Origin of the sequence: Pantoea cypripedii (assembly GCF_011395035.1) — a bacterium.
GTDB lineage: Bacteria > Pseudomonadota > Gammaproteobacteria > Enterobacterales > Enterobacteriaceae > Pantoea > Pantoea cypripedii_A.
This window is the reverse complement of record NZ_CP024768.1, coordinates 343,203-357,349: the sequence shown is the minus strand read 5'-3', so window position 1 is coordinate 357,349 and position 14,147 is coordinate 343,203. Positions and strand designations below refer to the sequence as shown.

Here is a 14,147-nt window from a genome sequence, read left to right as displayed (position 1 = left end):
AAGTTATACGCAAACACAACATAACGAGACGAGGAAATGCCGATGGAAGTTACCACGGAGAACCGCAGCCCAGGGAAGCTGTTTGGCTGGATTGAGCGGGTCGGAAATAAAGTCCCCAACCCTTTTTTACTGTTCGTGTATTTGATTGTGGTGCTGATGGTGGCCACTGCGGTTCTCAGCAGTTTTGATGTGGCGGTGAAGAATCCGACCAACGGTGAGCTGGTGCGGGTCAATAACCTGCTGAGCGTCGCCGGGTTGCAGTGGATTCTGCCCAACATCATCAAAAACTTCAGTAGCTTCACGCCGCTGGGATCGATTCTGGCGCTGGTGATTGGTGCCGGTCTGGCGGAGAAAGTCGGCCTGCTGCAATCGCTGATGGTCAAGATGGCATCACGCGTCAGCCGTCGCTACGCCAGCTATATGGTGCTGTTTATCGCCTTCTTCAGCCACATCTCCTCCGATGCGGCGCTGGTAGTGATGCCGCCGCTCGGGGCGCTGATCTTCCTCGCCGTGGGGCGTCATCCGGTAGCGGGTCTGCTGGCGGCGATTGCCGGTGTGGCATCCGGGTTTACCGCTAACCTGCTGATCGTCACCACCGATGTGCTGCTGTCAGGCATCAGCACCGAAGCGGCCAAAGCGGTGAGCGACACAGTACACGTCAGCGTGATCGATAACTGGTTCTTTATGGCGACCTCCGTGGTGGTGCTGACCATTGCCGGTGCGCTGCTGACCGATAAGTTTATCGAGCCGCGCCTGCCAGCCTGGAACGGCGGCCATCAGGATCGCCTGCCGCCGCTCACCGCACAGGAAAACCGTGGCCTGAAAGCCGCAGGCATCGCCGCGCTGGTATTTATCGCGTTGATGGCACTGCTGGTGGTGCCGGAACACGCGCCGCTGCGCAACCCGAAAACCGGTGGCATCATCCCGTCACCGTTTATTCAGGGCATTGTGCCGATCATCATCCTGTTCTTTTTTGTGGTGGCGATTGCCTATGGCGCGGTGACGAAGCAGATCCGTCGCCCGGATGATATTCCGCAGTTGCTGGTTGATCCGATGAAGAGTATGGCGGGCTTTATTGTGATGGTGTTCCCGCTGTCGCAGTTCGTGGCCTTCTTCAACTGGAGCAACATGGGCAAGTTTATGGCGATTGGCCTGACCGATATGCTGGAAAGCGCGGGCATCAGCGGTGCTCCGGCATTTCTCGGTCTGATGTTCCTGTCGGCATTTCTGTGCATGTTTATCGCCAGCGGCTCCGCCATCTGGTCGATCCTCGCCCCGGTGTTTGTGCCGATGTTTATGCTGCTCGGCTTCCATCCGGCGTTTGCCCAGATGATCTTCCGTATCGCTGACTCGTCGGTGCTGCCGCTGGCACCGATGTCGCCGTTCCTGCCGCTGTTCCTCGGTTTCCTGCAGCGATACCAGAAAGATGCGCAACTTGGCACCTATTATGTGCTGATCTTCCCCTATCCGGTGGTGTTCTTTGTCACCTGGATTGTGCTGCTGGTTGCCTGGTACGCGCTCGGTTTGCCCATCGGCCCAGGGGTGTATCCCAGCCTGCATTAACCGCATCGCCAGGGACGGCGATCACACTTACGCGAATTGCAACGTACATTGCTAAAATCTCACCGCCTCACCTCTCGGCATCCCCGCCGTAATTGATTATTCTGCTGTTCCTTCGCTTGCTAACGGTTAATTATTTTTAAAACCAATCTCTGCCGTTGGTGAGTTTTGCAAACACCGTCATACCGAGGTTCAAACAACAATGACAACTGCCTGCACAACCGGGGTGGCTGGCGATATTATCGCTGCGGATCGCCGCACCTTAGCCGGGCGCATCGACGCGCTCCCTTCTTCCGCTGGCCTGTGGCGTTTTATCACGCTGCTGGCGCTGGGCGGTTTTTTTGAACTCTACGATCTGTTTGAAACCGGCTACATCAGCTCCGGGCTACTGGCGGCGGGTGTGTTTCACACCGGCAGCGCGGGCGTGTTCGGCATTGCCGATCAGGCCGCTTTTGCCTCCGCCACCTTTCTCGGTTTGTTTGTCGGTGCCAGCCTGCTGGCCCCCTATGCCGACCGTTTTGGCCGTCGCCTGACCTTTATGTGCGCGCTGGCGTGGTACGGCGCGTTCTCGCTGTTGATGGCGTTTCAGCAAAGCGCCGAGATGATTATCCTGTGCCGCTTTCTGGTCGGGATTGGCCTCGGTATCGAGCTGGTGACAATTGATACCTATCTCTCCGAGTGGGTGCCCACCCATCTGCGTAGCCGTGCCTTTGCCTTCTCATTTTTTATTCAGTTTCTCTCGGTGCCCGCAGTGGCGCTGATGTCCTGGTGGCTGGTGCCGCAGACCATCCTCGGTCTGGAAGGCTGGCGCTGGGTGGTGATTGCCGGTGCGGTCTGCTCGCTGGTGATCTGGTTTATTCGTAAGAACCTGCCGGAATCGGCACGCTGGCTGGCGCAGCAGGGCCGTCATCAGGAAGCGCATCGCGTCCTGAGCGAGATGGAAAAACGCTGCGGCATCGCGCCGGGCGAAGATTTTTCCGACCGTGACGCCGCCGCGCAGCTGCCGAAAAAAGGTCGCTTCAGCGAGATCTGGGCACCGGCGTATCGCAAACGCACCCTGATGCTGGTGGTGATGAACTTCTTCCAGGCGATTGGTTTCTTCGGTTTTGGTAACTGGCTGCCCGCGCTGCTGTCCGGCAAAGGGGCAACGGTCACCCATAGCCTGCTGTACGCATTTTTCATCACGCTGGCCTACCCGCTGGGTTCGCTGATTTGCAGCCGCTACGCCGATAAGATCGAGAACAAGTGGCAGATCGTTCTGTCATCACTGATGACGGTGGTGTTCGGTACGCTGTTCGCCTTTATGACCAGCCCGGTGCTGATGATTATCTGTGGCTTCCTGATTACCTACAGCAACGCCTGGCTGACCTTCAGCTACCACGCCTATCAGACCGAGATTTTCCCGACGCACATCCGTGCACGCGCCGTCGGTTTTTGTTATTCGTTCAGCCGTCTGTCAACGGCATTCAGCAGCATTCTGATCGGCCTGATTCTGCAATATGCCGGTAGCGAGGGGGTGATCGCCTTTATCGTGCTGAGTATGTTGATGGTGATGCTGTCGGTGGGGATTTACGGTCCGAAGACACGTGGGATTGATTTGGAGAATATTTAATCGCTGGCAGCGGGTTGACACTGAGAAGGTTCCGCCCGCCAGCAGCGGTTGTGCTCTGAGAAGGTTCCGCCCGCCAGGCTTCAGGCAGTTTCAGGACCGATGTGCAGGCGGACGGGCAAAGGTGCGATGGCGCGCACCTTTGCAATCCGCGCCCTGCGGCGTCCTCGCGCAGCGCTACGCGCTGTTCCCTCGCTTATCACTCAGGCCGTACGGACCACGCGGATTCGCCATCCATGGCTCATGCCGCGCTCTCGCCGCATCCATGCGGCTCGTCCTGGCCTTCCTTCTGCGCTCGGCGCTGCGAATGCCGCCAACACCCCCGCCTGCAAGCCCGTGCTATCTGAGTTGCGCGATAAATCGCGCCGCTACAAATAACTGCACGCTGTCGTAGCGGCGCGATTTATCGCGCAAAAAGCAATGAAGAAATAAATGGAAAGCAAAATGCGTGCAGCGGGGCGGGAACGCCATCCGCACATGGATGCGGCGAAAGGCGGCGTGTAGCGGCGCGATTTATCGCGCAAAAAAGTCGCGAAGCGGCGAGGCAGGCGGCGCAGGGCCGGGGAATGCAAAGGGGGCGGCCAGGCCCCCTTTGCTCGGTCGCCGCACCGGAGAACTGCAACTGCCGGTGTCTGTGGCGAACGAAATCACGCCAATGCAAACGTAATGTTACTGCTGCTGCTCCAGCACCTTAATATCCGCGTTGCCCTGATGCGTCTGCACGGTTTCATCCTTACGTAAGGAGGCGACATCCTTCGCCGTTACCGTCGCTTTAGCGCCATTGCCCCAGCTGCCGCGAATAAAGTTCACCACATCTGCCACCTGCTGATCATTCAGACGCCAGCCAAATGCCGGCATAGTGATCGCGGTAGGTGCGCCCTGCACGCCCGGCAACGTTCCGCCGGTCAGCACGATATGGATCAACGACGTCGGATCGTCTGCCAGCACCACCGGATTGCCACGCAGCGCCGGGAAGAAGCGCTGATAACCGCTGCCGTCCGTTTTATGGCAGGCAGCACAGCTGTCGACATACACCGACGCACCTGGCTGGCTGTCATCACCTTTCCACAACGCCTTCGCCACCGTGTCATCCTGAGTAAACACCGTCTGGCTGGCGTCTTTCGCTCCCAGCGATTTCAGGTAACGGGCAATTGCCGTGATATCGTCATTGCTCAGGTGTTGCAGGCTGTGCTCTACCACATCGGTCATACCACCGAACGCGGCGGTGTGATCGTTACGGCCATAACGCAGGAACTGACGCAGATCGTCCTCGCTCCAGCGTCCCAGGCCGTCGCGGTTGTCGCCACGCAGGTTGCTTGCGGTCCAGCCATCAATCGGCGCGCTGCTGCCGGAAAGGTAAGCATGCGCATCATCATTGCTGAGCGCCTTCTCCTGCATGGTGATGCTACGTGGCGTATGGCAGGCACCACAGTGGCCCAGCCCCTCCACCAGATAACGACCCCGCGCCAGCACCGGATCTTCCTGTGCGGCAGGCTGGAACGCTTTCACGTCCGGCGCAAACATGCCGCGCCAGATTGCCAGCGGCCAGCGCATCGACAGCGGCCACGGAATGTCGCTGTCTTTGTTGGCCTGCGCCACCGGTGCCACGCCGTGCATAAAGTACGCGTACAGCGCCTGCATATCCTCGTCGCTCACCACCGCGTAAGAGGGATACGGCATCGCCGGATACAGCGTGTCACCGTTTTTCGCCACGCCATGACGCACCGCTTTCTGGAAGTCGTCGTAGCTGTAGTCACCAATCCCGGTGGTTTTATCCGGGGTGATGTTGGTGGAGTAGATGGTGCCAATCGGCGTCGCCATCGGCAGTCCACCAGCAAAAGGTTGGCCGCCTTTTACGCTATGGCAGGCCACGCAGTCACCGGCGCGTGCCAGATATTCACCCCGTTTTACCAGGGCGTCATTTGCCTGATCGTCCGCCAGCGCAGCGAACGACAGCGTGCCCAAAACCAGGGCCAGAATGCTTTTCATCATCGCCGTTTTCCTTATGCCTGCACCAGTGGACCTGGGTTCTTCAGATACTGTTCGCGGATGGCTTTCGCCGACCAGTAGGTCAGTGCCGCCACCATGCCGGTCGGGTTGTAGCCCAGACCCTGCGGGAACGCAGACGCGCCCGGCACAAACACGTTCGGCACATCCCAGCTCTGCAAATAACGGTTCACGGCGCTGGTTTTCGGATCTTCACCCATAATCGCCCCGCCGCTCATGTGCGTGGTTTGATACACGGTGGTATCGAAGTGGCTGCCGGGTCCTTTGGCTCCGCCGATGATCATCTTTGGATTCATGGCTTCGGTGATTTTGCGCATCTTGCCGACCATGAACTGCGCCATCCTGATGTCGTTGTCCTGCCAGTCAAAGGTCATACGCAGCAGCGGCTGGCCGTAGACATCTTTGTAGTTCGGATCGAGATCGAGGTAGTTGGCACGGTATGACTGGTGCGCACCGTGGGCATCCATCGAAATATGGTGGTTGTAGGTATCCGCCACCGCCGCTTTCCACTGGCTGCCCCAGTTCGGCGTGCCTTTCGGTGTCGGCAGGCCGGAAACCGGCTTGGTACCCGCCTGGTTCACCCAGAATGGCGAGCCACCGACGAAGCCGTATGGACCGTGGTCGAAGTTGTCGGCGTTGAAATCATCCACCGCTACCCCTGCGCCACCCGCACCGATAAACGGGTTGGTGGTGGTGTTTTTGTCGAACAGCGCTTTCAGCGTCGAGATGTTCTGATAAGCAAAGTTACGGCCAACTACGCCTTCGTTGGTGATCGGGTTATACGGCTGGCCGATACCGGACAGCAGCATCAGGTGCACGTTGTGGAACTGGAACGCCGACAGGATCACCAGATCCGCAGGCTGCACCACTTCACGGCCCTGACCATCGAGATAAGTCACGCCGGTAGCGCGTTTTTTGTCGCCAGTCAGATTGACGCGTAACACATATGCGTTGTTACGCAGCTCGAACTTCGGCTCCTGACGCAGCGCGGGCAGGATGTTCACGTTAGGCGAGGCTTTGGAATACATGTAGCAGGCGTAACCGCTGCAATAACCGCAGAAGTTGCACGGGCCCATCTGCGCGCCGTAGGTGTTGGTGTAGGGGCCGGAGGTGTTGGCCGATGGCATATCATACGGGTGATAGCCCACCGCTTCTGCCGCCTGAGCAAACAGCTGCGCCGAGTAAGTACGCTTCTGCGCGGGCAGCGGGAAGTCGCTGGAGCGGTCCGGGGCGTAAGGGTTGCCGCCTTTCTCCTTGCCGACCATCTTGCCTTTGATGGTCCAGGCACTGCCCGAGGTACCAAAGACTTTCTCCGCCTGATCGAAGAAGGGTTCCAGTTCGTTATAGCTGACGCCGAAATCCTGAATCGTCATGCCTTCCGGGATAAAGTTTTTACCGTAACGCGCTTCATAATGGCTGCGCAGATTCAGCTCGACCGGATCGACACGGAAATGTACGCCTGACCAGTGCAGACCGGCACCGCCGGTACCAGTGCCGGGCAGAAACGCCGCCAGCTGGCGATACGGCACTGCCGTCTGTGACGCGTCGTGACGAATGGTCACGGTGCTTTTCGACAGATCCTGGAACAGCTTTTTACGGATGTTGTAGGTCAGTTCATCAATGGATTGCGGATACGCGCCATCCGGGTAGGTATCACGATGCGGACCGCGCTCCAGAGCCACTACATTCAGCCCGGCTTCGGTCAGTTCTTTTGCCATGATGGCTCCGGCCCAGCCGAAACCCACCACCACCGCATCCACTTTCTTCAATTCGTTTGCCACGGTTACGCCCTCTCCCCGCGAATATCCACTGACGGGAACGGATAGCGTTCACCGCGTTCCACCCAATCCATGTAATCAGCGCGTGCGCCGGGGAAGCCGATCAGCTTCCAGCCCACCATGCCCTGATTGCCACCGTGAATAGGATCGCTGAAGTAACCCTCGCGGGTGTTTTGCAGCAGGAAGGAGAAGAAGGTTTTGGCCGGCAGCTGGGTGAATTCAGCTTTGCCGCTTTCGAAGTCGCTCAGCAGGGCATCCTGCTGTTCGCCGCTCAGCTCAGCAAATACTTTGCCGTGCTGGTGCTTGCTCCAGCTGTCTGCATCCGCCAGACCAAGACGGTAGATCTGCTGCGGCACCAGCGACAGCTGATAACCCAGCTCTTTCGGCAGTTCAGGATTGAACGGTCCCTGCATGTACCAGTTGCTGCCGGTGGCATACGGAGTGTTCATCTGACGATCGATAAACTCCGGCACCCCGGCTTCCAGTGCGCCAGGACCGCGTTCATCAAAGGGGATCAGACGCGCCACCGCAGCCTTAATAAATGCAAACTCTTCAGCCGTAAACCAGGTCGGCTGATAGTCACGGGCGGTTTGTGGCGCGCTGCTTTGTTCTGCTGCTCCGGCAGCCATTGGCGCAACCAGTGCACCCATCGCTGATGTACCCACGGCCATTGCTGGCGCCAGGGCGATGGTTCTCAGCAGAAAATTTCTGCGTGTATGACCATTTTTGTGTTCTGACATGACATTGCCTCAGTGCCGCATATAATGTGGCATGAAAGGTTAACTGATTGCGTTGTAATGATTTTTATGTGCGGGCCTAAGGATACAGCATCACCGTTACCGGTAACATTGCAGCGCAGTGTAACACCGTTGCTGACAAAGATTTAGCGTAAGGACACAAAATCGCACAAAATAATTAACATTTTGCGCAGCGGCTTTACACCGCCGGCGCGACATTGTCATGGTCTGATACAACAGCCTACAGACAGTTAAGGCCCCTAAACGGTATAAAGGGATCTGATAACAGCGGAGTGTCTATGTTTAAGTCCTATTTTCCCCGGCCAGCGCTGTTTTTCAGCACGGTGGCCATCTGGAGTTTGCTGGCGATTTTTGCCTGGTTTGGCTTTGCCAGCGACTTACCTTCCATGTGGCCCACGATTGCCGCAGCAATGAGTAAACCCCTGCCTGATAACGCACTGCGTTTTATCGCTGCCAGCCAGCTGTGGTTTTACGCCTATTACTGGCTGGTGGTGGCGCTGTTTGCCATCGCCTGGCGCATCGCCGATAACCATCCGTGGCAGCGCTGGTCAGTGTGGGGTTCCGCACTGATTATCTTCGTTACCTGGTTTGGTGTGCAGGTCGGGGTGGCGGTCAATGCCTGGTATGGCCCGTTCTATGATTTGATTCAGAAGGCGTTAACGAAAGCGGGTTCGGTGCAGATCGCTGAATTTTATCAGCAGGTTGTCGCCTTTTTAGGCATTGCGCTGATTGCCGTGGTGATTGGCGTGATGAACTCCTTCTTCATCAGCCACTGGGTGTTCCGCTGGCGTACCGCAATGAATAACTACTACATGCACAACTGGCAGCGCCTGCGTCATGTGGAGGGTGCGGCGCAGCGTGTGCAGGAAGATACCATGCGTTTCGCCAGCACGCTGGAAGACTGGGGTGTCAGCTTTATTCAGGCGATCATGACGCTGATTGCCTTCCTGCCGGTGTTGATCACCCTGTCGCATCATGTAAAAGATATCCCGCTGCTGGGCAATATCCCTTACGCGCTGGTGATTGCTGCGGTGCTGTGGTCGATTTTCGGTACCGGTCTGCTGGCACTGGTGGGTATCAAGCTGCCGGGTCTGGAATTCCGTAACCAGCGGGTGGAAGCCGCCTATCGTAAAGAGCTGGTTTACGGCGAAGATGATGCATCGCGCGCCTCACCACCCACCGTCACCGAGCTGTTTGGCCGCGTGCGTTTTAACTATTTCCGCCTCTATTTCCACTATCTGTACTTCAACATCACCCGCATTCTTTATCTGCAGGTGGATAACGTGTTCGGGCTTTTTTTGCTGTTCCCGTCGATTGTGGCTGGCACCATTACGCTGGGTCTGCTGAACCAGATCACCAACGTGTTCGACCAGGTACGTTCGTCGTTCCAGTACCTGATTACCTCGTGGTCAACGCTGGTGGAATTGATGTCGATCTACAAACGTCTGCGCAGTTTTGAACAGATTTTGCAGGATATCCCGCACGAAGAGATGATGCGCGAAGCAGCGGAATAAAGCTGCGCATTCATGCGCATCCTTTGTAGCGGCGCGATTTATCGCGCGTTTTTTTCCGACATCGCGCACGGAATTGCGCGATAAATCGCGCCGCTACGGGAGGGTAATCAGCGAGGCTGATTACCCTTTTTTCGCCAGTGCCGCAAACACCTGTTCAACCGCAAAAGCGCCAGGGTCCTTCACGCCATGCAAACTCTGCTGATTGAGATAGGCCGAGCGTCCGGCTTTGGCACTCGACATCTGCGCCGTCGCATCCGCGCCTTTCTTCGCCGCATCAGCGGCATCCTGCATGGTTTGTCCCGCCACCAGCGCCCAGAGTGCCGGTTCCAGCGCATCGATTAATGTGCGATGCCCTGGCTGCGCGCCACCGTAGTGTTTCATACGTTCCAGCCCGTACATCAGCGCTTCCGGTAGCTCATAGCCCTCGTCCACCCGCTGTCCGGCAGCAGTGAACAGAATCGACATCAGCACACCACTCGAACCACCCATCACCGTGGAGAGCTGTTCACCGACCAGCGCCAGCAGCACTGACAACTCCGCCAGCGGCAGCTGATGTTCGCGCAAACCACGCTGGATTTTCTTCGCCCCGGCAGCAAAGGTAGAACCGGTATCACCATCGCCCACTTTGGCATCCAGTGCATTCAGGTCACTCTCCAGCTCGATCAGCGTTTGCGTAATGCGTTTCACCACTTCAGCTGTCGCCTTGTCCTGCGATGGCGTCACTTCCAGCTCACTGAGCGGGGCCGTCGCGGTTTGCAGGCTGACCGGCGCAAAGTCATACATCGGCACCCAGCCGCTCACCTGCACCGGGGCGCTCAACGCCTCAAGGAAGTGCGGCTCCAGCGCCAGCAGCGACAGCGAAAAGCCTTTCATATCCAGCGCACTGACCAGCGTAGCCGGACCAATCAGATGGGTGATGCGTGCCGCCAGCGGCGACTGCAACACTTCGCGCGTCAGCAGCGCCAGCTCAAGCTGTGAAAAACCACCGAGGTTATTGATCAGCAGCAGCGACTGTTTGCCGTCAGGCAGCGTCTGGGCCAGTTTATCCGTCATGATGCTGCTGATTTTCCGGCTGTTTTGCGTATCAAGCGTCACCACACCCGGCTCACCGTGAATGCCCATACCCAGCTCGCTGTGCCCTTCCCGCACGCGATCATCGCGTTTTTCACCCGGGATATGGCAGGTACCAAACGCCAGCCCGATCGACGAGGTGGCCTCTATCGTCTGCTGCGCCAGCGCTTTGACGGCACTGAGCGGTTTACCCTGCTCGGCGGCGTAACCGGCAATTTTGTGCACCAGTACGGTCCCGGCAATCCCCCGCGGCTGTGGGTTTTCCGGCAGGGCAATATCGTCCTGCACCATCACCAGCTCCACTTTGTAGCCGAGCTTTTTCGCTTTCTCCGCCGCCAGGCCAAAATTGAGGCGGTCACCGGTATAATTTTTCACAATCAGCAAACAGCCCGCGTCGCCGGTGACATTGATAATGGCACTCAGCACCGCATCAACACTTGGCGAGGCGAAGATATCGCCGCACACCGCCGCCGTCAGCATCCCTTTACCGACAAATCCGGCATGGGCCGGTTCATGGCCGGAGCCACCACCGGAGATCAGCGCGACTTTGCTCTTGTCCCAGTCATTGCGCACCACCACGCGGATCTCATCACCGAGATCCAGCCGACTGAGGTTATGCCACGGGGTACTCAGCAGAATCCCTTCAATAGCTTCGTTAACCAGGTCGTACTTCTTATGCATAAAAAACTGGCTCATTACGTTCTCCCTTTTGGTGTTGTGGTACTTAAAGGTAGCGCAGTAAGCGCAGAGAAACGCTGAGCAGAGACAGGAAATGCAAAGGGCGGCACAAGCCGCCCCGTAAATTCAGATAAGGATGATCACAATGCGATGCGCAGCACGCTATCCGGATTTTTCGGTGGTTCTTTACGGGAGCCAGGCTGTTTGATGCTGACAAACAGGGTTTTGCCATCCGCCGAGAGCGCCAGGCTATTTGGCAGGCCCGGTGATTTCACCGTGCGTTTCACTTTGTAGTTGCTGGCATCAATGATGCTGATTTCACCGGCTTTGCGGTGCGTCACATACAGTTCATCACGGTCGGCATTGAACAGCACCGCCAGCGATTCAGGGACATCAATCCGATGGATAACCTGCTGGGTACGGGTATCCAGCACCAGCACCTGCGGCTGTTTGGAATCACTGAGGAAGGCGCGATGCCCTTTGGTATCCAGCGCGATGTTCAGGAAGAAATGATCTTTCTCGGCATCAATTTTCTGACGTTTTTCAATCGCATTCAGACGGGTGTTAATGGTGAGCAGCTCACCGTCAGCGTTGGTGACGTAGAGTTTCTGCGCAGCGGAATCCAGCGCCAGACCAGCAGCCATTTTACCGGTATTCGGCACGGTGCTGATCAATTGCAGCGTTTTGCCATCCACCACCCACACCACGCTTTCCTGACCCAAACCGCCGATATACACGCGGTCAGTCGCCGCATCGGCTACCAGTTCACGCGGTTGCAGCGGGCGCACAGTTTCGCTGCGTTTCCGGCCATCCAGCACCAGCGTATTCAGCACCTTGCCGCTGGTGGCATCCACCGCCGTCACCGCCGCATTCACGGTGTTACCGATGTAGAGGATATTGGTTTTGGGGTTGATGGTGGCACCGAAGGCTTTCAGATCGGTATCGATGGTTTGTTTTACCGTCAGATTTTGCGGATCGAGACGATAGACGGTGCCGCCCTTTTCATTGGTGGCATTTTGTGACGTCGCCAGGAACAGCGCGTTATCGCTGTTGCTGAAGGCCAGTTCATAGGCACCTTTTGAGATCGGCTGATTCAATTCCTGAGTATCTGCCGCCATTACCGCAGAGGTAGACAACAGGGCTGTCGCCAGAAACAGTGGACGCAGCGCCCACTGCACAGTTTTATTCGCTTTCATGACTTCTCCATAGCAAAACCACCGCCTCACGGCAGTGAATGAAAGCCCGACATTGCAACCAGATAGTTAAAAGCAGCCCGAGGCAGGCCGACGAAGGATTTTATTTTTGCGAATAGTAATCATTTACGAAGAGAAGTGACAGGATTTTATCGGCTTAAACGCGGCCAGGGCGCCCGGAGGCGCCCTGTCAGCACAGATTGTTAACTGACTTATTTGGTCAGTTCAGCGGTCATGTGCACGCCGTTGTTGAAGGTGGCTTCAGTGACTTTATAGGAAGCACCAGCAACTTGTGCCTGAGCAGCAATTTTCGCTTCAGCACCGTCCAGAGTAGACGCGGTAGCGGTCACGCTCTGAGCAAAGCTGGCGAAAGGCAGGACTGAAAGAGCAACAACAGCAGCAAAAGTTTTGATAGATTTCATGGTCAATTCCTCGGTCAACATTTGATTAGGTAAGGCGTAATCGCCTTGTTGAGATAAATAATAGGCCGAAAATTGATCAACAAAAAGCGGAGAGATTTGCGGTTATCATTCAAAAAAACTGACCATAAAAAGCACGTTATGGTTAGCTTTTGCACGCCGTGTTAATAATCTGCGTTTTAGTTAAAAGGCAGGATATATCGCTGCGATTGGTCCGAACTGATAGAAACCGTAGCGGCGCAATTTATTGCGCAATGCCGTGCGCGGTGCCGGAAAAACCTGCGCGATAAATCGCGCCGCTACAGTTGTCATCGTTACCCGTGATGCCGCACGCGGGTGAAAATGGTTATCGCCGCCAGCAACATCAGTACACCGCTGGAGAGGAATACCCCGCCTGCGCCCTGCAAATCAAACATCCAGCCACCCGCAGCAGCACCGGCGGTGATCGCCAGCTGGATCGTCGCCACCAGCAAGCCACCACCGGATTCCGCGTCATCCGGCACAGCACGGGAAATCCAGGTTGACCAGCCGGTCGGCATCGAACCAAATGCCAGTCCCCATACCGCGACACCTACCGCCACCAGCCACGAGACGCCGCCGAAACTCACCAGCACCAGCGCCGTGACGCTCATCAGCAGCGCCATACCACTCAGGGTCAGCGAGACGCTGCGCGTCACCAGATACCCCGCCAGCGAGGTGCCGAAGAAGTTCGCCACACCAAACGCCAGCAGCACCAGCGACAGCTGATTGACGTTAAGCTGCGCAGCACTTTCCAGGAACGGACGCAGGTAAGTAAAGAAGGCGAAGTGGCCGGTAAACATCATGATCACCGCCAGCATCCCCCAGCGCATCACGCTACGGCGCAGCAGGTCCAGCACGCCACCACTGCGGGCCTTGTTTTCCGGCGGCATGGCAGGCAAGGTAAAGAACTGCCAGAACAGCGCCAGCACGCCTAATGCACCGGTTAACAGGAAAATATTACGCCAGCCAATCAGCCCGCCAAGATAGCTGCCGAGTGGTGCGGCGATGATGGTCGCCAGCGAAATCCCGCTAAACACAATCGATAACGCACGCGGCACCTGGTCATTCGGCACCAAACGCATGGTGATGGCGGTCGATAATGTCCAGAAACCGCCAATCGCCATGCCCAGCAACACCCGCGCCAGCAGGATCATGGTGAGGTCCTCGGCAAAGGCCACCAGCAGCGCCGAGGCAATCAGCAGCAGGGTAAACGCCAGCATCACCAGCCGACGATCGAGACGGCGGGTAAGATTGCCAATCACCAGGCTGGTGAGCAGCGCCACCAGTGCAGTCACCGTGACGGTTTGTCCCGCCTGTCCTTCACTGACCTGCAACGAAGCGGCAATGGGCGTCAGCAGGCTTACCGGCAAAAACTCGGCGGTAATCAGGCCGAATACGCCGAAAGCCATGGCAAACACCGCGCCCCACGCGGGCTTCTCCACTGGCAAACTCTGTTCGACGACATCACTATTCAGGCTCATCTGCGATCCCCATCACAAAATATTAAAGAGTGAGCATAGTGAGCAACAGCAAGACGAT

At 57.1% G+C, this 14,147-nt stretch carries 10 protein-coding genes; 3 read left to right on the top strand and 7 right to left on the bottom strand.

Annotated elements, in window-relative coordinates; all coding sequences use genetic code 11:
* Positions 1–42: 42 nt before the first annotated feature.
* Positions 43–1,563 carry a p-aminobenzoyl-glutamate transporter gene (gene abgT, locus CUN67_RS01620; RefSeq protein ID WP_208713730.1) on the top strand — a complete coding sequence of 507 codons (1,521 nt, stop codon included), beginning with the start codon at positions 43–45 and terminating at the stop codon, positions 1,561–1,563.
* Positions 1,564–1,762: 199 nt separating this feature from the next.
* A complete protein-coding gene (locus CUN67_RS01615; protein ID WP_208713729.1) occupies positions 1,763–3,172 on the top strand; it encodes an MFS transporter in 1,410 nt (469 codons plus the stop codon).
* 666 nt (positions 3,173–3,838) lie between these two features.
* Here the strand turns inward: CUN67_RS01615 and CUN67_RS01610 are convergent.
* From CUN67_RS01610 to CUN67_RS01600, 3 genes are read right to left on the bottom strand one after another with little or no spacing between them, the layout of a single operon-like run.
* Positions 3,839–5,161, bottom strand: coding sequence for a c-type cytochrome (locus CUN67_RS01610; protein WP_208713728.1), 1,323 nt, complete (start codon positions 5,159–5,161; stop codon positions 3,839–3,841).
* A gap of 11 nt (positions 5,162–5,172) precedes the next feature.
* A complete protein-coding gene (locus CUN67_RS01605) occupies positions 5,173–6,957 on the bottom strand; it encodes a GMC family oxidoreductase (protein ID WP_208713727.1) in 1,785 nt (594 codons plus the stop codon).
* Between the two features lie 2 nt (positions 6,958–6,959).
* Entirely contained in the window at positions 6,960–7,694 is a 735-nt protein-coding gene (locus tag CUN67_RS01600; protein ID WP_208713726.1) for a gluconate 2-dehydrogenase subunit 3 family protein, read from the bottom strand.
* 296 nt (positions 7,695–7,990) lie between these two features.
* Here CUN67_RS01600 and sbmA point away from each other — a divergent pair, with 296 nt between their 5' ends.
* A complete protein-coding gene (sbmA, locus tag CUN67_RS01595) occupies positions 7,991–9,226 on the top strand; it encodes a peptide antibiotic transporter SbmA (RefSeq protein WP_208713725.1) in 1,236 nt (411 codons plus the stop codon).
* A 120-nt stretch (positions 9,227–9,346) separates the two neighbouring features.
* Here the strand turns inward: sbmA and CUN67_RS01590 are convergent, their stop codons facing one another.
* The 4 genes from CUN67_RS01590 to CUN67_RS01575 all read right to left on the bottom strand — a co-directional run bounded on the left by CUN67_RS01590 (position 9,347) and on the right by CUN67_RS01575 (position 14,089).
* The gene (locus tag CUN67_RS01590) at positions 9,347–10,993 is read right to left on the bottom strand and encodes a dihydroxyacetone kinase subunit DhaK (RefSeq protein WP_208713724.1); all 1,647 of its coding nucleotides are present in this window, start codon (positions 10,991–10,993) and stop codon (positions 9,347–9,349) included.
* A gap of 122 nt (positions 10,994–11,115) precedes the next feature.
* Positions 11,116–12,171, bottom strand: a complete 1,056-nt coding sequence (locus CUN67_RS01585; RefSeq protein WP_208713723.1) for a YncE family protein — start codon at positions 12,169–12,171, stop codon at positions 11,116–11,118.
* Between the two features lie 209 nt (positions 12,172–12,380).
* Positions 12,381–12,590, bottom strand: coding sequence for a DUF1471 domain-containing protein (locus CUN67_RS01580; protein WP_208713722.1), 210 nt, complete (start codon positions 12,588–12,590; stop codon positions 12,381–12,383).
* Between the two features lie 311 nt (positions 12,591–12,901).
* Positions 12,902–14,089, bottom strand: coding sequence for an MFS transporter (locus CUN67_RS01575; RefSeq protein WP_208713721.1), 1,188 nt, complete (start codon positions 14,087–14,089; stop codon positions 12,902–12,904).
* Between the last annotated feature and the right edge of the window lie 58 nt (positions 14,090–14,147).